This window comes from Cryptosporangium arvum DSM 44712, assembly GCF_000585375.1.
GTDB classification, from domain to species: domain Bacteria; phylum Actinomycetota; class Actinomycetes; order Mycobacteriales; family Cryptosporangiaceae; genus Cryptosporangium; species Cryptosporangium arvum.
Map to the genome: position 1 here is coordinate 5,687,328 of NZ_KK073874.1, position 21,913 is coordinate 5,709,240.

A 21,913-nucleotide genomic window follows, 5' to 3' on the forward strand; every position below is an offset into this window, starting at 1 on the left:
TGCTAGGCCCGATTCCGGCCGGCAGCCGGGGTGCGACGGGTCCTGGTTGCGTCCCGCGTGGCGTCGCAGGCTTGCGGCATGACCGCCAAGAACTTTCTGATCACCGGTGTCAGCAGCGGGCTCGGCCGTGCGTTCGCGGTCGCCGCGCTCGAGGCCGGCCACACCGTCGCCGGTACCGTCCGCACGAGCCCCGACGCGGCCGCCTTCGCCGCGCTCCACCCGCGGCGGGCGCGGGCCCACGTCCTCGACGTGACCGACGACGACGCCGTCGTCGCGCTGGCGGCGGCCGTCGGCCCGGTGGACGTGCTGATCGCCAACGCCGGGTACGGCCTCGAAGGCACGTTCGAGGAGACCCCGCTCGCGGCCCTGCGCGCCCAGTTCGACGTGAACGTCTTCGGGGCGGTGGCCACGATCCAGGCCGTCCTGCCCGCGATGCGCCGACGCCGCCGCGGCCACATCCTGGCCGTCACCTCGATGGGTGGGCTCGCCGGCTTCCCCGGCGTGTCCGGCTACTGCGGCAGCAAGTACGCGCTCGAAGGCATTCTCGAGTCCCTCGCCCCGGAGATCGCCGATTTCGGGATCCACGTCACCGCGGTGGAACCCGGCTCGTTCCGCACCGACTGGGCCGGGCGCTCGATGACCCGGGTGCCGCGCACGATCGCCGACTACGACGCGGTGTTCGACCCGATCCGCGACGCCCGCCGGAACGCGAGCGGCAGGCAGCTCGGCGACCCGGCCCGCGCGGCCGCCGCGGTCCTGCGGATCCTCGACGAGCCCGCGCCGCCGCGCCACCTCGTCCTCGGTTCCGACGCGCTGCGCGTGGTCCGCACCGCCCGCGACGCCGTCGACCACGACCTCGCGACCTGGGAGGAACTCTCCCGCTCCACCGACCATTGACCGGTCATTGATTTATTTGTACGGTCATTTGTATGCCACCGCACCTCCACCAGGCGATCCGGGCGCAGCTCGAGGCCCGGATCCTCTCCGGTGACCTCGGCCCCGGCGCGAAGCTGCCGACCGAGGCCGAGCTGCAGGCCGAGCACCGGGTCAGCCGGTCGGTGGCGCAGCGGGTGCTCACCGACCTGGCTCGGGACGGCCTGGTCGTGCGGCGCAAGCGCCTGGGGACCCACGTCGCCGAGGGGGCCCGGCAGGTCAACCTGATGCGGTCGGTGGATCCGCGGCTCGACCGGGCCGGGCTGCCCGGGCGGATGTCGGTCGTGTCCGCGGGCGTCGTGCCGGCCGGACGGGCCCGGGTGGCGGTGCCGGGCGTGGCACCGGACGAGGCGGTGACCCAGCTGGTGCGGGTCCGGCGCGACGGGGACGGGACACCCCTCGTCGCCGAGGTGGCGGCCCTCCCCTTCCGGCTCGTACCCCGCCTGCTCGACGAGGAGCTCGAGACGGTGTCGGTGCGTGCCTACCTCGCCGACCACGACGTGCCGATCGCCCGGTCGCGGATGTACTTCGACCCGGTCCTGCTCGACGACGAGTACGCCGGGCTGCTGGAGATCGAACCCGGCCCGGCCGCACTGCGCCGCCGCCGGTTGATGTGGCAGCCCGACGGCCGGATCGCCGAGTCCGCCGCCTACTACCTGCGCCCCGGCGCGCTGGAGTTCTACGTCGAGTACACCGAACCGGAGGGGGCGCCATGACACGCTCGGTCATCGTCGTCGGAGCGGGCGTACTGGGCTGCGCCCTCGCCGATGAACTCATCCGCCGGGGCGCCACCGTCACGGTCGTCGACGCCGCCGAAGCCGGCTCCGGAACCAGCGCGGCCACGTTCGCCTGGATCAACGCCCACAACAAGGCGCCGGAGGCGTACCGGCGGCTCAACGTCCTGGGCCTCGAGGCCCACCAGCGCGCGGCCGAGCGGTGGTTCCACCGGTCCGGCACGATCGAGCTGGCCCACAGCGGCGCGCAGCTGGACGCCGTCGCCCGGAAGGTGCGGCGGTTCACCGGCCTCGGTTACGCGGCCGAGTTGCTCACGCCGTCCGCCCTGCTCGCGCTCGAGCCGTCGCTCTCCCCGGACGGCCTGGCCGGAGGCGCCCGCTACGCCGCCGAGGGCTGGATCGACGTCCCGACGATGTGCCTGACGCTGCTGCACCGGGCGATCGCCGCCGGGGCCGTCCACCTCCCCCACCACCGCGTCGAGGAGATCCGGGCCGGGCGCGTCGTCACCGACCGGCGGGTGCTCGACGCCGACACCGTCGTCCTCGCCGCGGGCAACGGGTCGCGGGCGCTGCTGCGCCGCGCCGGGATCGACTTCCCGGTCGCGGACGCGTCGCGGGCCAGCGTCGGGATCATCAGCACCACCGCCCCCGTCGACGCCGGGATCACGCACCTGGTCCGCGCCGAGGGGATCGCGCTGCGGCCGGCCCGCAACGGTGGCATCACCTACGCCGACCAGCCGACCGGCGGCAAGTGGGCGCTCGACGACCCCCGCATCTGGACGGTGCCCGCGCTCCTGCTCGACCGGGCCCGCCGGCTGTTCCCCGCGCTCCACCGCACCACGACGCAGAGCGTGGGGCTGGGCACCCGTGTGCTGCCCGAGGACGGGCTCACGATCGCCGACTGGGTCGGCCCCGACCACCGCACCTACGCCGTCGCGACCCACAGCGGCGTCACGCTCTCGGCTCACCTCGCCGCGGTCGTCGCCGACGAAGTGCTCACCGGCCGGCGCGACGAGTCCCTGCGCGAGTTCGGGCTGTCCCGGTTCGCGGGGGCCGGGTCACCGGCCCAGTGAGTAGAACTCGTCGTTCGGGCGGAGCGCGCAGAGGTGCGCCAGCCGGTTGGAGGCCGCGAACAGCGCGGTGATCGATCCGACGTCCCAGATCTCGTCGTCCGTCAGGCCGGCCGCACGCGCCGCACGCAGGTGCGGTTCCCCGAAGCGCTCGGGTTCGCGGCACAGCGCGAGTGCCAGGTCCACGATCGCGCGCTGCCGCGGCTCGAGGGCACAGCCGTGCGGGTCGAGCGCGACGTGGTCGGCGATCCGCGGGTCCTTCGCCCGGATCCGCAGGATCGCGCCGTGGGCGACCACGCAGTACGGACACCGGTTCGCCCCGGACGTGGCGACGACCACCAGCTCCCGCTCCGCTTTCGACAGCCCGTCGTCGGAGTTCATCAGCGCGTCGTGGTAGTCCAGGAAGGCCCGGAGCTCGGCCGGCCGGCGCCCGAGGGCCCGGAAGATGTTCGGCAGGAAACCGGTCTTCTCCGCGATCGGCGTGAGCCGCTCACGCAGATCCTCCGGCAGGTCCGCCAGCTCGACCTCGCCGAACCGGCTCACGGGCTGCTCGCTCTGCATCGCCATCCGTCCTGCTTACCCGACGATCGGCCGGGAGCGATTCCCGGCGGGGAATTGTCCGCCGTCCGCCCGATGCGCAGAGTCGAGCCGTCCGCGTTTCCCGGCTCCTCCGGAGGTCCTCATGTCCGCTGCCGCACAAGCTCTCGCCGATCGTTACGCGGCGGTGTGGAACGAACCCGACGCCGACCGGCGGCGGGCCCGGATCGCCGCGTTGTGGGCTCCGGACGGCGTCCACGTCCTGCACCCGCCGGAGGACCTCCGCAAGGCCGCGGCCGAGCTGGGTTTCGACCGGGCCGTCCTGGAGGCGCGCGGGTCGGAGGCCCTCGAAGTCCGCGTCCGCCGGGCGTACGACTCGTTCGTCGCGCCCGGGGCGTACCGGTTCCGGGCCCGGCCGGACGCGGAGCGCCTCGCCGACGTCGTGAAATTCCACTGGGAGATGGTGGGCCACGACGACGGCGAGGTGGCGGCCGTCGGGTGCGAGATCCTGGTGCTCGACCACGACGACCGGATCGCCCGCGACTACCAGTTCGTCGAGTAGGTCGCTCAGAGTCGCTGCAGCGAGCCGAAAGCCTGCCGGATCGCGGCGAGGGCGTGCAGCTGCGGTTTGGCGGTGCCGTCGGGCTCGATCATCCGGAAGCCGTACTGGTGGCCGTAGGAGTCCGACGGCGTCTTGTACGCGCAGTAGACGACGCCGAGCTTCACCTGCGGCCACTGCTGCCAGGCCAGGTAGAACGAGCGGGACAGGTAGGACGCGGCGGTGGCGTCGTCCGGCACGCCGAACAGCCAGACCTGCCCGGCCGGCACGGTGGCGTTCGAGTGCACGCTGAACCCGAACTCGGTCCACCAGATCGGCTTCGCGCCGTCGCCGTTCGCGGCCATCAGGTTGATGATCGCGGGCATGTTCGTCATCCGGGCCTTGCCGGTGATGTCGGTCGACTCCGGCGGCTTCGTCTGGTTGCCCTGGTAGGGGTGCACACCCATGATGTCGAAGTAGCCGCCCGCGCCGAGCGCGTAGCAGTCGCGGATGAACCCGTCGTCGGTCTGCGACGGGCCGCCGAAGATCACCGGCACCGTCGAGCGGCCGGCCTTGATCGCGGCGTAGGACGCCTTGAGCAGCGGCACGTACTTCACCGCCCGCTGGTAGGCGTCGCTGATGCCGACGAACTCCGACAGGTTCGGCTCGTTCCACACCTCGATCGCGGCGATCTTCGCGCCGTAGGTCTGCGCGACGAACGTCAGCCACGGCTTGATCGAGTTCGGGTCGGCCGGGTACTGCTTCACCTCGCTGCCGGTGCCCGGCCGCGACCACGCCGGCGACTGGTGCACGGTCAGGAAGATCTGCATACCCCGGGCCCGCACGGCGTCGATCACCGTGGCCAGTCGCTTGTGGTACCACTGGTTCGGGTCGGGGGCGGCGTTCGTCGGCTGCGCCGACGACCAGCCCACGTCGGTGCGGATCATCTGGACGCCCTGCGCCGCGAGCGTGTCCAGGTGCCTGGTGAACATCGCGTTCGGCGTCAGGCCGTTCCAGTACATCTCCCACGTGCCGTGGAACTGCGCCCCCACCACCGGGGGCGCCGGGTTCGCGGCCGGCACCACGAGTGCCTGGCTACCGGCTTCCTCGCGCACGGGCGCCGGGAGGTCGCTGCCCACGGACTCGCCGACGATCGCCGCGCCCACGACGACCGGCACGGTCACCGCGGCCGCGCCCAACAGAGATCGGCGGTTCATCAACGTGTTCTCCTGACGGGTGGTCCGACGTCAGAAGTCGCATCGTCCGACGTCGCCCCCGTCCGAGTGCCGACCGGGAGCGCTCCGGGTGCGGCCGGGTGGCGCTACCCGCCGGGCAACTCCGCGGCGAGCGCACGCAGGTGCACCGCCGCCCACGAGCGGAACGGCCTCCAAGCGTCGGCGACGTCGCCGAGCGTGACTCCCGCGCCGTAGCGGCGGACGATCTCCGCGTCGAGACGGCGCTCCGCGCGTGGTACGACGTCGACGGCGTTCGCGCCGCGGATCAGGATGAGGTCGGTGGCGAACGGCCCGACGCCGGTGATCGACGCCAGCCGGGCCCGCGCGTCGTCCTCGGGGAGTCCGCGCAGCTCGGGGCCGTACAGGAGGCCGCCGAGCGCGGCGCGGGCGACCGCGACGAGGTACTCCCCCTTCCGCCCGGGGACCGTCAGCCGCCCGTCCTCGATCGCGGCGATCAGGTCGGCGGGCGCCGGGAACGCGCCGTCGCGCCCGTGCTCGGCGATGACGCGCGCACGCAGCCGGGCCGCGTCGGACACCCGGGACCGCTGGGACAGCACCGCCCAGGCCGCGGCCTCGTACGGCGAGTGGAACCCGCACGGCCGGAACCCGGGCAGCGCGCGCCGCGCCGCCGCGATCACGGGGTCCCGGTCGCCGACGGCCGGCCAGCCGCTCGCGTCGACGTCCAGGGACAGGAACCGGGCCACCTGCCCGGCCGCGGCGTCCAGGTCACCCTCCCCCGAGAGCTCCAGGCCGGCGGTGCTCCCGTGCTGGGTGACCCGGGCCGAGACCGGCGTCCAGTCGGCCTCGCTCAGGAACCGGGCGTCGAGAACGTCGGGGTCGCCGCCGGACGGGAGCGCGGCGGGTGCGAACTCCTCCCAGAACCGCTTGCTCGTCCGCAGCGACCACGGACCCACGACCTCGAGCGTCGTCCTCATGCCTTGGAGTGGATCGTGACGACGTAGCCGTCGGGGTCGCGGAACGCGAACGTGAGCCCGAACGGCCCCTCGAACGGCTCCTGCTCGATCGGCACGCCCTGCTCGGCCAGCCGGGCGTGGACGCCGGCCGCGTCGTCGTTGTGGAACCACACCCCGACGCCGGCGCCGAGCTGCCCGAGGGCGTCGAGGTCCGTTCCGGGCAGCGGGTCGCGGACCGCGAACGCCCCGTTGCCGGCGGAGAACGCGGACGCGTGGGGGTTCGGGTCGGGGAGCCGGTTGAGCCCCACGAGTTCCTGGTAGAAGCGCGCGGACGCCTCGCGGTCGCGCACCTGGAAGGACACGAAGTCGGGTCCGATGGTCGTCATGGCGGTGGTCCTCTCGTTGATTCAGTGTCAATATACTGACACTCAATCAGAGCAGTGTCAAACTGTTGACATGACGGCGAGCGAGAAGCTGGGTGTGTTGATCAAAGAGACGCAGGCGATCCTGCATCAGCGGATGGACGAGGTGCTCCGGCCGCTCGGGCTGACCGTGCCGCAGTACGCCTGCCTGCAGGCCCTGCACGACACCCCCGGCATCACCGGGTCGGAGCTCGCCCGGCGGGTGTTCGTGTCCCGCCAGTCGACGAACATCGTCCTGCAGGGCCTGGAGAAGCGAGGGCTGATCGTCCGCTCCGAGGACCAGGGCCCCCGGCGCGAGCGCGCCACCGAACTCACCGACACCGCGGTCGCGCTCCTCGGCCAGGCCCGGGCCGGCGTCGCCGCGGTGGCCGTCCGGATGACCGGTGGTCTCTCCCCCGCCGACGCCGACCGGCTGCACGCCCTGCTCAGCACCTGCCGCGACGCGCTCGCGGGCCCGTGACCGGCGCGGATCAGTCCTCGATCAGCGCCAGCTGCTCGCTGATCTCCCCCGGGTTGGAGTCCCCGGCCACCTTCTGCAGGAACGGCGTGCGGTCGAACACGACGTCGCGGAGCGGCCGCAGCGGCGCCGGCACGTGATGGAAGACCTTGCCGAGCATCCAGGCCTGCTGCAGCGCCCGGCCGACCGCTGCTTCGGCGGTACCCGGTCACGCAGCACCCAGCGCTGCACGTGGGCCGGGTCGGTGGCCGCGATCAGCCCCGGTAACGGCGCCGGGAATCCGCCGGCCAGCGCCGCGGCGAGCCGGTGCGGATCCGGCGGCGGCGATGCGGCGGGGTCGGTCGCGATGAGCACCCACCACTGGTGTCCGCCGGGATCGAGGTCCAGCTGCCCTGCACGGTGGGGCCGTGGGTGAGCACGCACGAGTTCGGCGTGGTGCCCGCCACCTCGGCGTAGGTGTACCCGCCGACGATGTGCCGCCGGTGCTCGCGCTTCGGCGAGTCGCCCCAGAGCGTGCGCCGGACGAGGCAGTCGATGCCGTCGGCACCGATCAGTACGTCGTGTTCGGCGGTGGTCCCGTCCGCGAAGTGCACCTGTCCGAGCGCGGCTACGAGGTCCGGCGCCGGGGATCGCGCTACAGCCAGGGCCTCGGCCACGCGTTCGTCGAGCTGCTCGCGCCGCTGGGCCTCTCCGACGCCGCCGCGTGGGCCTGTTTCGACACCGTCTTCGCCGCCGTGATCCTGCGTGTCGCATCTGGACCGGCTTCGCGACCCCGCATCCGGAGGACGAGGACACGTTCGTCGCCCGCCTCGGCGACATCGCCGTGCACTACCTGATCAGCTAGGGTCGCGGGCCACCGGTGGGGTGAGGACGCGCTGACCGGCGACGCGGCACCTGGTGGGTCCCGCACCGCAGTGCTGAATCGGGTGTTCCAGTGGATTTCCAGTGGCCTGCGGTCTCATCTCAGCCGTGCGGGAACAGCGCGATGAGGAGGTCCCGGTGACGACTGACCCGGTACGAGCACGAGCCGTCCGGCAAGTGCGCAGGAAACGCGGTCTGCAGGTGCACGCCCTGTGGTTCGTGCTGGTGACCCTGGTGCTGATCGTGGTCTGGTTGATCTGGCTGCGGTCGATCTTCTTCTGGCCGCTGACCGGGCTGCTGCCGTGGGCGGCCGGGCTCGCGTTCCACGCCTGGGCGGTCTACCACCCGTCCGAGCTCGACGACGCCCGCATCGAGCGGGAGATGGACCGGCTGCACCGTCGCCGGCCCGGCCCGGACTGACCGTGGAGAGATACGACGCCGTCGTGATCGGGTCGGGCCTCGGCGGGCTGGCCGCGGCCCGGGCGCTCGCGCAGTTCGGCTCCGCCCGGGTGCTCGTCCTGGAACAGCACTACACGCTGGGCGGGATGACCCACGAGTTCTCCCGCGACGGGCGCTTCGAGTTCCCGACCGGAATGCACTACCTGGGCGCGGGCTCCGAGCCGTTCCTGGCGTTCCTCACCGACGGGAGGGCCCAGTTCGCGCCGCTGCCGGACGAATTCGAGGTACTGCACTTCGAGGACTTCGAGTTCTCGGTCCCGGCGTCCGGAGAGCGGTTCCGGGCCCGGCTGAAGGAACGGTTCCCGCGCGAGGCCGGCAACGTCGACCGCTTCTTCACGTCGGTCGCCCGGGCCCGGACCGGTCTGGCCGCCCGCAACGTGTTCTCCTCGTTCCCGGCGGCGGTCCGCCGGCTCGGGTTCCCGCTCGTCGAACGGCTCTACCCGGCCACTTACCGCACGCTCCAGGACGAGCTGGCGCGCCACTTCCGCGACCCCGGGATCCGCGCGGTGCTGGCGGCACGCTGGGAGCTGTACGGCACCCCGCCCGACCGGGGCGCGTTCGGCTACCACGCCAGCGTGCCGATGACCTACTACCTCAACGGCGGCACCCACCCCGTCGGCGGTCCGAAGCAGATCAGCGGGCTGATCATCGAGAGCCTCGAACGGCGCGGTGTGCTGCTCCGGGCCCGCCAGCGGGTCACCCGGATCCTGACCGAGCGCGGCCGGGCGGCCGGGGTCGAGGTCGAGGACCGCACCACCGGCGACCGGTACGAGGTGCGGACGCCGACCGTCGTCTCGGCGATCGGCGTGCGCAACACGTACGCGCTGCTCGGCGCCGAGGTTCCCGCGCTACCGGCGGAGAAGTCCACGCTCATGCTGTTCGCCGGCTTGAACACGTCGCCGGCGGCGTTCGGTCTGCGCGGCGAGAACCACTGGTTCATCGGGGACGACTCGCTCTACGTCTCGTTCGCGTCGCTCAACGACCCCGCGGCCCGCTTCCACACCGTCGAGATCCTGCAGCTGATCGATGCCGACCAGGTCGACGCCTGGCGCGGCACCACCGCGGACACCCGCCCGGCGGCGTACCGGACGTTCAAGGACGACACCGTACGCCGGCTGATCGGGCGGCTGGACGCACGCTGGCCCGGCTTCGCCGACACCGTCGTGTCCACCGAGCTCGCCACGCCGCTCTCGTTCGAGACCTACCAGCGCAGCCCGCGCGGGGCGTTCTACGGGCTGTCGGCCACCCCCGAACGCCTCCGCTCGAAGGTCGCCGGCTGCCGGACACCGGTCAAGGGCGTCGTCGTGGCCGGCCAGGACGCCTGGAACGCCGGTGTGGTCGCGGCCGCGGCCGGTGGCTTCATGGCGGCGAACGCGGTCCTGAAGCCCCGGCAGGTCGGGGCGCTGTGGCGGGCGATCCGGACTCCGGAGACCGTCACGCCGTGGCGCGGCTACCTGCGGGTGAGCCGGATCGAGCCGTTGACCCCCACGGTCCGGCGCATCCGCCTCGCTCCCCTGGACGGCGACACGCTGCCGTTCGCGTTCACCGCCGGGCAGTACGTCACGGCCGGACTGCCGGTCGCGGTGGAGCCGATCGAGCGCTCGTACTCGATCTCGAGCCGCCCCGGCGAGCGGCGTCACCTCGAGATCACGGTGAAACACGAACCGCGGGGGCTCGGCTCGACGTTCCTGCACGAGGAGCTGGCGACCGGGTTCGCGCTGGCGGTGAGCGGCCCGCACGGCGAGTTCACCTACGCGCCGACGCCCGGCGGCCTGCTGCTGATCGCCGGTGGCGTCGGCATCACGCCGTTGCTGAGCATGCTGGCCGCGGCCGCCGACGACGGGCACACCGGCCCGATCGTGCTGCTGGCGAGCTTCCGCAGCGACGAGGAGGTCCTCTTCCGCGAGGAGATCGCGGAACTGCGCCTCCCGGGTCTGCGGGTGTTCCGCTACGGCGCCGGGCACGGCCGGATCGACCGGGACGCGCTGGAACCGCACGTCGCCGGGGCCTCGCGCGTGCACCTCTGCGGGCCGCCGTCGATGATGCAGGACGTCCTGGACCTGCTCACGACGCTCGGCGTGCCGCGCGAGGCGATCCGCACCGAGGCGTTCGTGTCCGGACGCAGCGCGCTCACCCGGCGGGAACGCGCCCACGCGATCGCGCTCGCGGCCACGGTGGAGCGGTTCACGATCACCGCTGACGACGGCGAGTTCCCGTGCCGGCCGGGGCAGACGGTCCTCGACGCCGCGAACGCCGCGCACGTCCCGTTCCCGCAGTCCTGCGGCGAGGGTGCCTGCGGGACCTGCCGCGTACGGGTGATCTCCGGTTCCTACGAGACCGACACCCGCGGGCTGTTCACCACCGCCGAGCTGGACGCCGGCTGGCGGCTGGCCTGCCAGACCCTTCCCACCGAGAACCTCCGGATCGGAGCACGATGAGCATCACGAACGTTGTCCTCGTCCACGGCGCCTGGGTCGACGGATCCGGGTGGCGCGCCGTCCACGACCTGCTCATCGCCGACGGCTTCGCGGTGAGCGTCGTGCAGAACCCCACCGTGACGCTCGCCGACGACGCGGCCGCCGTCCGGCGGGTGCTCGACCGGCAGAGCGGCCCGACGGTCCTGGTCGGACACTCCTACGGCGGCGCGGTGATCACCGAGGCCGGCACCCACGACCGGGTCGCGGCCCTCGTCTACGTCGCGGCGTTCGCGCCGGACAAGGGCGAGTCGGTCACCAGCCTGATTCCCGAGCCGCCGCCCGGCACGCCGGTGCCGCCGATCCTGCCGCCCGACGACGGGTTCCTGCTGCTCGACCGGGACAAGTTCCCGGCGGCGTTCGCCGCCGACCTGCCGGACGCCGACGCCCGCTTCCTGGCCGCGTCGCAGACGCCCTGGGGGCTGGGCGCGATCGGGGGCGTGATCACCGAGGCGGCGTGGCGCAGCCGGCCGAGCCGGTACCTGCTCACGACCGAGGACCGGATGATCCCGCCGTCCGGTCAGCGGGCGATGGCCGGCCGGATCGGGGCCGCGGTGACCGAGGTGGCGGCCAGCCACGCGGTCTACGTCTCGCGTCCGGAGAGCGTCGCCGCGCTGATCAGGGCCGCCGCCGACGACGCGTGACGCGCTGACGACCGTCGCCGCCCGGCTGCAGCGCCGCTACCCGTTCGACCGGGCTCCGGGTATTTACATCAAACTGGATTGATGTAATCCTCGGGACATGGAACCCGTCTTTCTCCGCGCGGCGGGCCATCCCCTGCGCTGGCGGCTGCTCGGGGAGCTCGCCGGCAGCGACCGGCGGGTGCAGGAGCTGACCGCGCGCGTCGGGCACCCGCAGAACCTGGTGTCCTACCACCTCGGCCGGCTCCGCAAAGCCGGCGTCGTCCGGTCCCGGCGCAGCACCGCCGACGGCCGGGACACCTTCTACCGCCTCGATCTGGCCCGCTGTGCGGAGCTGCTGGCCGCGACCGGGGCGGCGCTGCACCCCGGGCTGCGGCCGGCCGCGGCGGCGCCTCCGGGCACCGTGCGCGGCCGGGTGCTGTTCCTCTGCACCAGCAACAGCGGCCGCTCGCAGCTGGCCGAGGCCCTGCTGCGCCACCGTTCCGGCGGTGCGGTCGACGTCGTCAGCGCGGGCAGCTCCCCGAAGCCGGTGTCCGCGCACACCTTCGCCGTGCTCGCCGGGTACGGCATCGACCTGACCGCCGCGCGCGCCAAGCACCTGGACGAGTTCCGCGACCGGCGCTTCGACCACGTCATCAGCCTGTGCGACCGGGTGCGGGAGGTCTGCCCGGAGTTCCCCGGCCACCCGGACGTCGTCCACTGGAGCCTGCCGGATCCGGGGCGCGAACCCGACGGCCGGGCCGCCTACGCCCGGGCCGCCGCCGAACTGGACGAACGCATCGGCTTCCTGCTGCACACCCTCGCCACCGGAGGCACCTCGTGACCAGCACCGACCCGACCGTCCACGTCCGCTATCTCGTCGACGACGTCGCGGCCGCCGTCGACTTCTACACCACCCACCTCGGTTTCGACGAGGGCCTCCGCGCCGTTCCGGCGTTCGCCGACGTGCGGCGCGGCCACCTGCGCCTGCTGCTGTCCGGCCCGGCGAGCTCGGCCGGGCGGCCGATGCCCGACGGCACCCGGCCGCACGCCGGGGGCTGGAACCGCATCCACCTCCTGGTCGACGACATCGAGGCCGAGGTCGCGAAGCTGCGCGCCGCCGGGGTCGGGTTCCGCAGCGACGTGGTCACCGGCCCCGGCGGCAAGCAGATCGTGCTGGACGACCCGGCCGGCAATCCGGTCGAGCTGTTCCAGCCCGCGGGCACCTAGGTGGTCGATCTCGGCACGGTGCTCAAGGAGTGGGGCCGGATCGGCTGCATCGGCTTCGGCGGGCCACCCGCGCACATCGCGCTGCTGCGCACGCTCTGTGTCGACGACCGGCGCTGGCTGACGCCGCAGGAGTTCGAGGACGGCGTCGCGGCCTGCAACCTGCTCCCCGGGCCGGCCTCCACCCAGCTGGCGATCTTCTGCGCCTGGCGCGTCGCGGGCCGGGTCGGGGCACTCGTCGGCGGGGTCGCGTTCATTCTTCCCGGGCTCGTCGTCATCCTCGGGCTGGCCGCCCTGTTCCTGGCCGGCTCCCCACCGACCTGGGTGAAGGCCGCTGGGGCCGGCGCGGGCGCCGCGATCGCGGCCGTCGCGGTCCACGCCGGCGTCGGGCTCGCACCGGCCGGATGGAACCGCGCCACCGCCGACGGCGGCCGGGTGCGCTGGTGCGCCTACGTCCTGGCCGGCGTGGCCGCGGCGGCGCTGCTCGGGCCGTGGCTGGTCGTGGTGCTGCTGGCCTGCGGCGTCGTCGAGGTGCTCCGGCGGCGGCTCCCGGCTCCCCGGTCCGACCGTCCACTGCCCACGGTGCCGCTGCTGGCCGCGGTCGGCACCGTGGGCTCGGGGGTGCTGCTCCCGCTCGCCTGGGTCGCGATCAAGGTCGGCGCGCTCTCCTACGGCGGCGGGTTCGTCATCATCCCGCTGATGCGTGCCGACGCCGTCGACCACTACGGCTGGATGACGAACGCCGAGTTCCTCAACGCGGTCACCCTCGGTCAGATCACGCCCGGGCCGGTCGTCCAGACGGTCGCCGTCGTCGGGTACGCCGCCGCCGGGCTCGGCGGGGGCATCCTCGCGTCGATCGTCGCGTTCAGCCCGTCGTTCACGGTCGTCCTGCTCGGCGCCGACCGCTTCGACCGGCTCCGGGCCGACGTCCGCGTCCGTGCGTTCCTCGACGGTTCGGGGCCGGCCGCGATCGGCGCGATCCTCGGCTCCGCGATCCCGCTGGCGCTGGCGCTGAGCGAGTGGTGGCAGCTCGCGGTGCTGGCCGCCGCCGCGGTGACGCTCTTCGCGCTGCGGCGCGGGGTGGTGCCGACCCTGCTCGGCGCAGCCGCGGCCGGAGTGGTCCTGGTGCGGATCGGCGCGCCGCTCCCCTAGCCCATTGTTCAGCTTTCGCTGTACAGTCGGCGGCCATGGAGACGGCGACGTACGGCGAGGTGCTCGCGCGGTTCGGGCACGCCCTCTCGGACCCGGTGCGCGCCCGGGTGCTGCTCGCGCTGCGCGAGGGGCCGGCGTACCCGGCCGACCTGGCCGACCTGCTCGGCACGTCCCGGCAGAACCTCTCCAACCATCTGGCCTGCCTACGCGGGTGCGGCCTGGTCGTCGCCGTGCCCGAGGGCCGTCGCTCCCGGTACGAGCTGGCCGATCCCCGGCTCGCCCACGCCCTCGGCGACCTGCTCGGCGTGGTGCTGGCCGTCGACGCGACCACCTGCGCGGACTGCTGATGACGCTGATCGGGTTCGGTCCGTCACCGGCCCGCCGCGCGGTGCTCGCCCGGCGGGTGCGGCTGCTCGTCGCCGCGACGATCACCTACAACCTCGTCGAGGCCGTCGTCGCGCTCACCGCGGGCCGCCTCGCCTCCTCCACCGCGCTCATCGGCTTCGGCCTCGACTCGATCATCGAGGTGTCCTCGGCCGCGGCGGTGGCCTGGCAGTTCACCGGCCGGGACCCGGAGGCCCGGGAGAAAGTGGCGCTGCGGATCATCGCGGTGTCGTTCTTCGCGCTGGCCGCGTACGTCGCCGTCGAGTCGGTGCGGGCGCTGATCGGCGGTGCGCGCGCCGAGCACTCCACGGTCGGGCTGGTACTGGCGGCGCTGTCGCTGGTGATCATGCCGGTGCTGTCGGCGGCGCAACGCCGGGCCGGGCGCGAGCTCGGGTCGGCGTCCGCGGTCGCGGACTCCCGGCAGACGCTGCTCTGCACCTACCTGTCGGGCGTGCTCCTGGTCGGGCTGGCCGTGAACTCGCTGCTCGGCTGGTGGTGGGCCGATCCGGTGGCCGCGCTGGTCATCGCCGCGGTCGCGGTGAAGGAAGGCCGCGAGGCGTGGCGGGGCGACGCGTGCTGCGCCCCGGCCGGCGGCTGTCGCGCGTGACCTGCTCCGGCGGTCGGTAGGTCGCGCTCGTCGCCCGAGCCCCGGCCCTGATCGAGCCCGCGGCGAAACTCAGCGGAGTGCGCCTCCGCCGGGCGGCAGGCCCGAGAAGTCGGGTACGACCGCGTCCGGGTCCGGCCACGACGACAGCACGCGCCGGCCCGGGCGGCTCACGAACACCGTGCGCATCCCCACCGCCTGCGCCCCCGCGATGTCCCATCCGTGCGCGGCCACCATCACCGCGTCACCCGGCTCGTACTCCTCCTGGCGCAGCACGAACTCGTACGGGGTCCGGGAGGGCTTGAGCGCGCCCGCCTGCTCGGCCGAGTAGAACGCGTCCAGCAGCGGCGCCAGGCCGGCTCCGGAGAGCTGGGCGTCGACCACGGCCAGCGGCGAGTTGCCCAGGGCCACCAGCCGGTGGCCGGCCGCGCGCAACGCCGCCAGGCCGACGGGGACGTCGGCGTGGGCGGGCAACGTCCGCATCACCGACCCCAGCTGCCGCACCGCTGCGTCGTCCGCGTCGGGAGTGAGTTCCCGGAACGCGGCGGCGCCGAGCTCGGCGAAACTGCGGTAGCGCCCGGTGGCCGCCGAGACCAGGGCCGCGTGGATCAACTCGGCGAACCACTGCTCGCGGCCGCCCGGAGCGAAGAGCGCGTCCAGCGGCGTCAGATCGAGCATCGTCTCGTTGATGTCGAAAACCCAGAGCATGCGACGACCTCCACGGTGCGAACGAACTCGCACCCCGGAAGATACGGCGGTATCCGGAAAGCGGTAGCGGTCGGTAGGTGATTAGGTGCAGGAGTGCCTGAACTGCCGGAAGTGGAGACCGCCCGTGCCGTCCTCGAGCGCTCCGCCCTGAAGCGGCGGATCGTGGCGGTCGACGACACCGACAGTTACGTGTGCCGGCCGCATCCGCCCGGCCAGATCCGCGACGCCCTGCTCGGCACCGAGCTCGTCGAAGCGCACCGGCGGGGCAAGACGATGTGGTGCGACACCGCCAGCGGTCCGGTGCTCGGTCTCCACCTGGGCATGTCCGGCAAGATCGTGATCACCGACGCGGACGGGACCGAGGTCGACGGCGGTGACTACTGGGCCTACGGGCGCACGTCGGGCGAGTACCGGTTCTGCCGGTTCGCGCTGACCTTCGCCGACGGCGGCGTGCTGCGCCTGCTCGATCCGCGCCGCCTGGGCCGGGTGCGGCTCGACCCGAACGTCGACGACCTCGGCCCGGACGCCGCCACGATCACCCCCGCCCGGTTCGTCCGCGCCGTCAGCGTGGGACGGGCGCCGATCAAGGCGCGGCTGCTCGATCAGCACGCGCTGGCCGGCGTCGGGAACCTGCTGGCCGACGACGTCCTGTGGCGCGCGGGGGTGAACCCGGCCCGGCCGGTCGACACGCTCACCGACGCGGACCGCCGTCGCCTGCACCGCGCGTTGCGTGCCGCGATCGACGAGGCCGTGCGGGACGGCGGCGTCCACACCCTGCCGCTCGTCCCGGAGCGCCGCCCCGGCGGCCAGTGCCCGCGCGATCACACGATCCTCGTGCACGCCACGGTCGGCGGCCGCACGACCTACTGGTGCCCGAAACATCAGGCCGGCTGATCCACGAGGCGGTACTGCAGCCCCGCCGCGACGGCCTCCAGCAGCGCGATGTCGACGTAGTGGCAGAACATCGCACCCAGGTACGACGGGCCACCCCACGCGTTGACCGGAAAGTTCGGATCGAAGCCGGCGAACACCTGGAACGCGGCCCGGAAGAGCAGCCAGGCCTGCACGAAGGCGAGCAGAGCGACGACGAGCAGGCGCGGCCACCGCACCGGCCGGGACCGTCCACGCCGGAACGTCGCCGCGAACCGGGCCGTCGCCCGGCGCCCGAGCGGGGCGGTCAGCAGGTCCCACCGCTGCCGGGAGGCGATCACGCCCAGACCGGTCAGCAGGACCCCGGTGAGGACCAGGTGCGGGATCCAGGCGTCGGTACCGGCGACCTGCGCCTGCCGGACCGGCGATCGGTTCAGGTAGTAGATCAGCCCTCCGACGAGCCCCGCGGCGAGGCTGCTCAGGGCGATCGTCACGGCCACACGCGACTTCCCGGTCTCCGATGTCATGGCGTCGATACTTCGCCGCCGCCCGCCCGGTCGTCGTCGCGCTACGGAGTGGTCTGTTGGGTCAACCCACGGGAGGACGGCCCTAGGGCCTGTCCTCAAAGTGGGTGCTGCTGAGTAGTGGTGCTGGCTGGTTGGATGTCGGTTTGTGGTGCGTAGGCATGAGCTGACTGATGAGCAGTGGCAGGCGATTGCTGCGTTGCTACCGGTTTCGGGTGCGGCTGGTCGGCCGCGGGTGGACGACCGGCGGGTGATCAACGGGATGTTGTTCAAAGCCAAGACCGGGGTGGCGTGGCGGGATCTGCCGGAGCGTTATGGGCCGTGGAAGACCGTCTATAACCGCTTCTGGCGGTGGTCGCGTAACGGCACCCTGACGCTGCTGGTGCAGCAGGTGCGGGTGATCGCCGAGGCGATCGACGAACTCGACCGTGAGGTGTCGATCGATTCCAGCATCGTGCGAGCTCATCAGCACGCAGCCGGAGCGCGCCGGCCCCGGCCGGGCGCGGGGGGCCTGCCGGCCGGACGGCGGGCAGACCGAGCCAGGTGATCATGCCATCGGCCGGTCCCGCGGCGGCCCCTCGACGAAGCTGCATCTGGCCTGCGACGGACACGGCCGGCCGCTGTCGGTGGTCTTGACCGGCGGGAACGTCAACGACTGCACCGTCTTCGAGCACGTCATGACCGGCGTGTCGTTCCCCCGGCCAGGTCCGGGCCGGACCACCACCAGACCGGCCCGGGTGCTGGCCGACAAGGGCTACTCCAGCCGCGCGATCCGCGAATACCTGCGGCGCCGCCGCATCCCGGCCACGATTCCCGAACGCCGTGACCAGCAAGCCAACCGGCAGCGCCGCGGCCGAACCGGCGGCAGACCACCCGCCTTCGACAAGGCCACCTACCGCCGCCGCAACATCGTCGAACGCTGCTTCAACCAGCTCAAACAGTTCCGCGCGATCGCCACCCGCTACGACAAGACCGCCCTGTCCTACCAAGGCATGATCGACCTCGCGACCCTCACCCTCTGGCTTTGAGGACAGGCCCTAGCGCCCAGGCGCCAAGGAGGCTCAGCGCGTCGGCGCTGGGTGAGCCGGGCTCGGCCGCGTAGACGGTCACCGCGCCCCCGGGGCCGGTGCGCAGGTCCAGCGTCTCCCAGTTCAGGGAGAACTCGCCGACGAGCGGGTGGCGGAACGCCGTCACCCCGGTGGCGTGGGTGATGACGTCGTGCGAGGCCCAGCGGCGGCCGAACTCGTCGCTGTGGACGGTGAGCTCGCTGATCAGTGCGCACAGGCGCTGGTCGTGGGCGTCCTTGCCGAACGTGGCGCGCACGTTCGCCACCACCGAGTCGGCGACGACGCCCCAGTCGGGGAAGCAGCGTCGCGCCGCCCGGTCGAGGAACACGAACCGGGCCAGGTTCCGCGACCCGGCGAACAGGTCGCTGAGCAGGGCCCGGCCCAGCGGGTTCGCGGCGAGGACGTCGGTCTGACCGTTGAACAGGAACGCCGGACCGGCCATCGCGTCGAGCGTCCACTGCAGGCTCGGCCGGATCGTCGCCTCCGCGGCCGGTGCCCGCGGACGGAGCACGGCCGCGCTGCCGTTGGCCTCGTGGGCCAGCCTCATCAGGTACGCCCGCTCGGCGTCGCCGAGCTGCAGCGCCCGCGCGACCGCGTCGAGCACCCCGGCCGACACTCCGGCCAGCGAACCCCGCTCGAGCTTCGCGTAGTACTCGACGCTCATCCCGGCCAGCAGCGCGACCTCGCTGCGGCGCAACCCCTTGACCCGCCGTTGGCCGACGTTGGGCAGCCCCGCCTGCTCGGGCGTGATCCGGGCCCGGCGGCTGGTCAGGAAGTCGCGCGCCTCGGCGGCACAGTTGTCCACGCCTCCACGCTACGTCGCGCCGCGGTGACGAGCGACGTACTGTCAGTACACCCTTCGAGCGTGACTTCCTCGCGCCCGGCGTCGCGGCTGGACTCGACGCATGACAACCGCATTCGATCCGTACGACCTGGCCGGCCGGCGACTGGCCAACCGCATCGCGATGGCGCCGATGACGCGCAGCCGCGCCTCCGGCCCGGGCGCCACCCCGACCGAGCTGATGGCCACCTACTACGCCCAGCGGGCCGGGGCCGGGCTGATCGTCACCGAAGGCATCCAGCCGTCCCCGGTCGGTCAGGGCTACCCGAACACCCCCGGGCTGCATTCGGACGCGCAGGTGGCCGCCTGGCGGACCGTCACCGCTGCCGTCCACGCCCGGGGCGGCGTGATCTTCGCGCAGCTCATGCACGCCGGGCGGATCGGGCACGCCAGCCTGCGCCCCGGCGGCCCCCTCCCGGTCGGCCCCTCGGCCGTGCCCGCGGCGGTGGAGGTGTTCACCGCCGAGGGGCTGCGGCCCAGCGCCGTCCCACGCGCGTTGACCGAGGACGACATCCTCGGCACGATCCGCGACTACGCCGACGCCGCCCGCAACGCGATCGACGCCGGCTTCGACGGCGTCGAGCTGCACGGAGCCAACGGCTACCTGATCCATCAGTTCCTCTCGGCCAACGCCAACCGGCGCACCGACGGGTGGGGCGGCTCGGTCGAGGGGCGGATCCGGTTCGCCGTCGAGGTCAGCGACGCCGTCGTCGCGGCGGTCGGGCGCGACCGGGTCGGGGTCCGGATCTCGCCGTTCAACCCGTTCAACGACATCACCGAGGCCGACGCCGAGGAGATGTACGCGGCGCTGATCGCCCGGCTCGACGTCGCCTACCTGCACGTGCTGGAGTCCGGCGACCACCGCGACCTCACGCTGCGGCTCCACAAGGAGTGGCCGGGCACGGTCCTGCTCAACGCACCGGACGTGCCCGGCCCGGAGCGCCTCGGGCTGATCGAGGACGGCACCGCCGACGTCCTCACGTTCGGCGCGCTGTTCCTGGCGAACCCCGACCTGCCGGCCCGCCTCGCCGCCGGCGGCCCGTTCAACGAACCGGACCTCGCCACCGCCTACAGCGGCGACCACCGCGGCTACGTCGACTACCCCGCTCTGGCCGGCTGACGCCGCGCGGCGGCCCTGACCCGGCACCGAGCACCGCCACCGTCGTCGCCGGGCCGGGGCCGCGCTCGCCGCCCGCCACGGCTGGGCGCCACGCCCCGACGAGCCGTCGAGCCCGCAGCGGTCCCGCTGCCGGTCGCCACCGGCTGCCGGCTGACCCGCCCGCTCCGGAGCGATCAGCCGGCGTTGATCACGTCGTCCATGAACCGGTCGGCCGTCACGACCGGAAGCCGGAGCAGGCCCCGGGGCCCGACCCGGCTCAACGCTTCGTCGGCGGCGTCGTCGACCGCGACCACGTGGTACTCGAACTTGCCGCCGACCGGGGTGCGCGGCGTGAACGCCGGGCACTCCCACCGGGTTTCCTTCACCGCGCACCGCCCGCGCGGATGGAAGCGCTCGTCCGCGGTCTCCTCGACGGCCCACAGCCGGACGCCGGGCGGTCCGGTCACGGTGCCGACGGCCCGGTCCGCGCTCGCGAGCGGCTCACCGTCCACCGGGGCCTCGAAACGAATGACCACCGGCACACCGGACCCGGGCGCCTTCGACCCGTCCACGTCGGGCGCGATGACGGCGGCGTACACCCACGCGCCCGCCGCCACCGCCGCCGCGAGCCCCGCGCCGACCCACACCCGGCGGGGGGCCGCGGTCGGCGTCCCGGGCACCGGCGTCCCCGGCACGGGCGTCGCCACCGGGAGCCGGGGGCCGAACGCCGGGGGCTCGCCGAGTTCGACCCCGACCACCGAGGGCTGGTCGGTCAGCAGCCGCAGCAACCGCTCGACACCCACGCCGGAGAGCTCCCCGACCTCCACGTACGTGGTCGAGTACGGCCGCAGGAAGCGTGGCACGTCGTCCCGGGTCCGCCCCGGCAACACGACCGGCACGATCTTCCGGGTGCCCGACTCGTGATCGCGGTAGAGCTCCTCGACCAGCTCCATCGCCTCGAACCGCACGCCACGGCGCTCGTGCCGTTCGGCCAGCCCGTCCGCGGTACGCCGGTACTCGGGCGACGCGATCACCAGCACGAAGTCGGCCCGGTCGATCTGGCGCCGCATCCACGCCGGCCAGTCGGTGCGCCGCTCCGCCGCGGGCAGGTCGAGCCGCGCGTCGATCCCTCGTTCGCGCAGCAACGTCCAGAGCGTGCGCACGTCGGCGCTGTGCTCCGGGGAGTCATGGGCGTACGAGAGAAAGACGCGGACCGATGCCATCGGAGAGCACTATAAGCAACTTCAAGCACACGGATCGTGACGAATCGGTGCGGGGTCAGGGCCGCACCAGGGCGAACGTCGTCGCCACGACGATCACGTAGGCGACGACGAGGACGGCGATCAGCCACCCGGCCACGCGGGTCGGCCGGCTGATCGCGAACACCCCGGCCACGACGAGCACGAGCGCGCCGACGTACATCGTCGCCGCGCGCTCGTGGTTCTTGGCGATCACGTCGCCGGTGAACAACCCGACGAGCGCGGCCACGATCGCGACTCCCCCGGAGACCCGGGGCACCAACCCACTCATGAGCGCGCAAACTATCCGACGGGTGCAATCACCGGCGCTTCGGCGTCGGCGCGTTCACCTGGTACTTCCATCCGACCAGCCGCACGACGATGCACACCACCGCGCCGACCACCGCGAACACCGCGCTGCTGCTCCCGGCGCGGTGCGCGACGACGAGCACGGCCGCGCCGAGCAGCGCCGGCACCGCGTACAGGCCCTCGCGCAGCACGGCCGGGACCTCGCGGAGCAGGACGTCACGCAGCATCCCGCCGCCGATCCCCGTCACCGCTCCGAGGATGATCGCCTGCGCCGGGCCGAGCCCGAACTGCAACGCCTTGCTGGCGCCGGTGACCGCGAACAGGCCCAGCCCGAGCGCGTCGAACACGGTGACGCTCGACTCGGCCCGTTCCAGCACGTGGCCGGCGAAGAAGCACACCAGCCCGGCGGCCGTCACGGCCGCCAGGTAGCGCCAGTCCCGGAACGTCGCCGGCGGCGTGCCGATCAGCACGTCGCGGGCGATGCCACCGGCCAGGGCGACGACCGCGGCGAGCACGAGGACCCCGAACAGGTCCAGGTTCGCGCGTACCGCGGCCAGGCCGCCGCTGAGCCCGAACACGAACGTGCCCAACAGGTTGAGCACCAGGATGAACAACGGGTCGATCTCCATTGACCAG

General features: G+C 73.3%; 29 protein-coding genes. 17 read left to right on the forward strand and 12 right to left on the reverse strand.

All coding sequences use genetic code 11. From position 1 onward, the window contains the following. The first annotated feature begins 78 nt into the window (after window positions 1-78). Genes CRYAR_RS25945 through CRYAR_RS25955 form a run of 3 tightly spaced genes read left to right on the forward strand, consistent with a single transcriptional unit; the run spans window position 79 to window position 2,740 of the window. Entirely contained in the window at window positions 79-897 is an 819-nt protein-coding gene (locus CRYAR_RS25945; RefSeq protein ID WP_035855800.1) for an oxidoreductase, read from the forward strand. A gap of 32 nt (window positions 898-929) precedes the next feature. Then, on the forward strand, window positions 930-1,649 hold the full coding sequence (locus CRYAR_RS25950) for a GntR family transcriptional regulator (RefSeq protein ID WP_035855805.1): 720 nt from the start codon (window positions 930-932) through the stop codon (window positions 1,647-1,649). Beyond that, entirely contained in the window at window positions 1,646-2,740 is a 1,095-nt protein-coding gene (locus tag CRYAR_RS25955) for an NAD(P)/FAD-dependent oxidoreductase (RefSeq protein ID WP_035855807.1), read from the forward strand. The genes CRYAR_RS25950 and CRYAR_RS25955 overlap by 4 nt, the downstream gene beginning before the upstream one ends. On the opposite strand, the gene CRYAR_RS25960 is transcribed toward CRYAR_RS25955, so the two are convergent. Further along, window positions 2,726-3,298, reverse strand: a complete 573-nt coding sequence (locus tag CRYAR_RS25960; protein ID WP_035866401.1) for a peroxidase-related enzyme — start codon at window positions 3,296-3,298, stop codon at window positions 2,726-2,728. The genes CRYAR_RS25955 and CRYAR_RS25960 overlap by 15 nt on opposite strands. Before the next feature lie 121 nt (window positions 3,299-3,419). Here CRYAR_RS25960 and CRYAR_RS25965 point away from each other — a divergent pair, with 121 nt between their 5' ends. After that, window positions 3,420-3,836, forward strand: coding sequence for a hypothetical protein (locus CRYAR_RS25965; RefSeq protein ID WP_035855809.1), 417 nt, complete (start codon window positions 3,420-3,422; stop codon window positions 3,834-3,836). Between the two features lie 5 nt (window positions 3,837-3,841). On the opposite strand, the gene CRYAR_RS25970 is transcribed toward CRYAR_RS25965, so the two are convergent. From CRYAR_RS25970 to CRYAR_RS25980, 3 genes are all read right to left on the reverse strand, one after another. Continuing rightward, window positions 3,842-5,029 (reverse strand): cellulase family glycosylhydrolase, encoded by a 1,188-nt coding sequence (locus CRYAR_RS25970; RefSeq protein WP_157018058.1) that lies wholly within the window; start codon window positions 5,027-5,029, stop codon window positions 3,842-3,844. A gap of 104 nt (window positions 5,030-5,133) precedes the next feature. After that, window positions 5,134-5,982 carry a DNA-3-methyladenine glycosylase family protein gene (locus CRYAR_RS25975; RefSeq protein WP_035855816.1) on the reverse strand — a complete coding sequence of 283 codons (849 nt, stop codon included), beginning with the start codon at window positions 5,980-5,982 and terminating at the stop codon, window positions 5,134-5,136. Next, entirely contained in the window at window positions 5,979-6,347 is a 369-nt protein-coding gene (locus CRYAR_RS25980; protein ID WP_035855818.1) for a VOC family protein, read from the reverse strand. The genes CRYAR_RS25975 and CRYAR_RS25980 overlap by 4 nt, the downstream gene beginning before the upstream one ends. 70 nt (window positions 6,348-6,417) lie before the next feature. Between CRYAR_RS25980 and CRYAR_RS25985 the strand changes: the two genes are divergently transcribed. Continuing rightward, window positions 6,418-6,843, forward strand: a complete 426-nt coding sequence (locus CRYAR_RS25985; protein WP_035855819.1) for a MarR family winged helix-turn-helix transcriptional regulator — start codon at window positions 6,418-6,420, stop codon at window positions 6,841-6,843. Window positions 6,844-6,853: 10 nt separating this feature from the next. On the opposite strand, the gene CRYAR_RS49125 is transcribed toward CRYAR_RS25985, so the two are convergent. Both CRYAR_RS49125 and CRYAR_RS49130 read right to left on the reverse strand, forming a co-directional pair. After that, window positions 6,854-7,000, reverse strand: a complete 147-nt coding sequence (locus CRYAR_RS49125) for a hypothetical protein (protein WP_211247635.1) — start codon at window positions 6,998-7,000, stop codon at window positions 6,854-6,856. Window positions 7,001-7,094: 94 nt separating this feature from the next. Continuing rightward, window positions 7,095-7,433 (reverse strand): hypothetical protein, encoded by a 339-nt coding sequence (locus tag CRYAR_RS49130; protein ID WP_051570962.1) that lies wholly within the window; start codon window positions 7,431-7,433, stop codon window positions 7,095-7,097. Here CRYAR_RS49130 and CRYAR_RS47535 point away from each other — a divergent pair. The 9 genes from CRYAR_RS47535 to CRYAR_RS26030 all read left to right on the forward strand — a co-directional run bounded on the left by CRYAR_RS47535 (window position 7,428) and on the right by CRYAR_RS26030 (window position 14,624). Then, the gene (locus CRYAR_RS47535) at window positions 7,428-7,676 is read left to right on the forward strand and encodes a hypothetical protein (RefSeq protein ID WP_157018060.1); all 249 of its coding nucleotides are present in this window, start codon (window positions 7,428-7,430) and stop codon (window positions 7,674-7,676) included. The genes CRYAR_RS49130 and CRYAR_RS47535 overlap by 6 nt on opposite strands. Window positions 7,677-7,839: 163 nt before the next feature. After that, window positions 7,840-8,121 (forward strand): 2TM domain-containing protein, encoded by a 282-nt coding sequence (locus CRYAR_RS25995; protein ID WP_035866404.1) that lies wholly within the window; start codon window positions 7,840-7,842, stop codon window positions 8,119-8,121. Between the two features lie 2 nt (window positions 8,122-8,123). Continuing rightward, entirely contained in the window at window positions 8,124-10,598 is a 2,475-nt protein-coding gene (locus CRYAR_RS26000) for a 2Fe-2S iron-sulfur cluster-binding protein (RefSeq protein WP_035855821.1), read from the forward strand. Next, window positions 10,595-11,278: an alpha/beta fold hydrolase gene (locus tag CRYAR_RS26005; RefSeq protein WP_035855824.1), complete on the forward strand. Its 684-nt coding sequence runs from the start codon at window positions 10,595-10,597 to the stop codon at window positions 11,276-11,278. Before CRYAR_RS26000 ends, CRYAR_RS26005 begins: the two co-directional genes overlap by 4 nt. A 97-nt stretch (window positions 11,279-11,375) precedes the next feature. Beyond that, the gene (locus tag CRYAR_RS26010) at window positions 11,376-12,098 is read left to right on the forward strand and encodes an arsenate reductase/protein-tyrosine-phosphatase family protein (protein WP_035855826.1); all 723 of its coding nucleotides are present in this window, start codon (window positions 11,376-11,378) and stop codon (window positions 12,096-12,098) included. Next, the gene (locus CRYAR_RS26015) at window positions 12,095-12,484 is read left to right on the forward strand and encodes a VOC family protein (RefSeq protein WP_035855828.1); all 390 of its coding nucleotides are present in this window, start codon (window positions 12,095-12,097) and stop codon (window positions 12,482-12,484) included. The genes CRYAR_RS26010 and CRYAR_RS26015 overlap by 4 nt, the downstream gene beginning before the upstream one ends. After that, complete coding sequence (chrA, locus tag CRYAR_RS26020) at window positions 12,485-13,633, forward strand: chromate efflux transporter (RefSeq protein WP_035855830.1); 1,149 nt, start codon at window positions 12,485-12,487, stop codon at window positions 13,631-13,633. A gap of 35 nt (window positions 13,634-13,668) precedes the next feature. Next, on the forward strand, window positions 13,669-13,980 hold the full coding sequence (locus CRYAR_RS26025; RefSeq protein ID WP_035855831.1) for an ArsR/SmtB family transcription factor: 312 nt from the start codon (window positions 13,669-13,671) through the stop codon (window positions 13,978-13,980). Next, on the forward strand, window positions 13,980-14,624 hold the full coding sequence (locus CRYAR_RS26030) for a cation efflux transmembrane domain-containing protein (protein WP_051570964.1): 645 nt from the start codon (window positions 13,980-13,982) through the stop codon (window positions 14,622-14,624). Before CRYAR_RS26025 ends, CRYAR_RS26030 begins: the two co-directional genes overlap by 1 nt. 69 nt (window positions 14,625-14,693) lie before the next feature. On the opposite strand, the gene CRYAR_RS26035 is transcribed toward CRYAR_RS26030, so the two are convergent. Next, window positions 14,694-15,329: an HAD family hydrolase gene (locus CRYAR_RS26035; protein ID WP_051570965.1), complete on the reverse strand. Its 636-nt coding sequence runs from the start codon at window positions 15,327-15,329 to the stop codon at window positions 14,694-14,696. A gap of 93 nt (window positions 15,330-15,422) precedes the next feature. Here CRYAR_RS26035 and CRYAR_RS26040 point away from each other — a divergent pair, with 93 nt between their 5' ends. Further along, on the forward strand, window positions 15,423-16,223 hold the full coding sequence (locus tag CRYAR_RS26040; protein WP_035855832.1) for a DNA-formamidopyrimidine glycosylase family protein: 801 nt from the start codon (window positions 15,423-15,425) through the stop codon (window positions 16,221-16,223). On the opposite strand, the gene CRYAR_RS26045 is transcribed toward CRYAR_RS26040, so the two are convergent. Then, window positions 16,211-16,726 (reverse strand): hypothetical protein, encoded by a 516-nt coding sequence (locus tag CRYAR_RS26045; protein ID WP_211247636.1) that lies wholly within the window; start codon window positions 16,724-16,726, stop codon window positions 16,211-16,213. The two genes, CRYAR_RS26040 and CRYAR_RS26045, sit on opposite strands and share 13 nt — an antisense overlap. A 145-nt stretch (window positions 16,727-16,871) precedes the next feature. On the opposite strand from CRYAR_RS26045, the gene CRYAR_RS46035 reads away from it, so the two are divergent. Beyond that, a protein-coding gene (locus CRYAR_RS46035; RefSeq protein ID WP_425389375.1) for an IS5 family transposase occupies window positions 16,872-17,751 on the forward strand; the annotation gives its coding sequence in 2 pieces (ribosomal slippage) (window positions 16,872-17,213 and window positions 17,215-17,751; 879 coding nt in all). Here the strand turns inward: CRYAR_RS46035 and CRYAR_RS26060 are convergent. Then, complete coding sequence (locus CRYAR_RS26060) at window positions 17,735-18,595, reverse strand: helix-turn-helix domain-containing protein (protein WP_035855835.1); 861 nt, start codon at window positions 18,593-18,595, stop codon at window positions 17,735-17,737. The genes CRYAR_RS46035 and CRYAR_RS26060 overlap by 17 nt on opposite strands. 100 nt (window positions 18,596-18,695) lie before the next feature. Between CRYAR_RS26060 and CRYAR_RS26065 the strand changes: the two genes are divergently transcribed. Beyond that, window positions 18,696-19,751, forward strand: coding sequence for an alkene reductase (locus CRYAR_RS26065; RefSeq protein ID WP_035855837.1), 1,056 nt, complete (start codon window positions 18,696-18,698; stop codon window positions 19,749-19,751). Window positions 19,752-19,924: 173 nt separating this feature from the next. On the opposite strand, the gene CRYAR_RS43665 is transcribed toward CRYAR_RS26065, so the two are convergent. The 3 genes from CRYAR_RS43665 to CRYAR_RS26080 are packed head-to-tail and all read right to left on the reverse strand — an operon-like array spanning window position 19,925 to window position 21,906. After that, window positions 19,925-20,953: a toll/interleukin-1 receptor domain-containing protein gene (locus CRYAR_RS43665; RefSeq protein WP_051570967.1), complete on the reverse strand. Its 1,029-nt coding sequence runs from the start codon at window positions 20,951-20,953 to the stop codon at window positions 19,925-19,927. A 55-nt stretch (window positions 20,954-21,008) separates the two neighbouring features. Then, complete coding sequence (locus CRYAR_RS26075; protein WP_157018062.1) at window positions 21,009-21,260, reverse strand: hypothetical protein; 252 nt, start codon at window positions 21,258-21,260, stop codon at window positions 21,009-21,011. A gap of 28 nt (window positions 21,261-21,288) precedes the next feature. Then, complete coding sequence (locus CRYAR_RS26080) at window positions 21,289-21,906, reverse strand: trimeric intracellular cation channel family protein (RefSeq protein WP_035855839.1); 618 nt, start codon at window positions 21,904-21,906, stop codon at window positions 21,289-21,291. Between the last annotated feature and the right edge of the window lie 7 nt (window positions 21,907-21,913).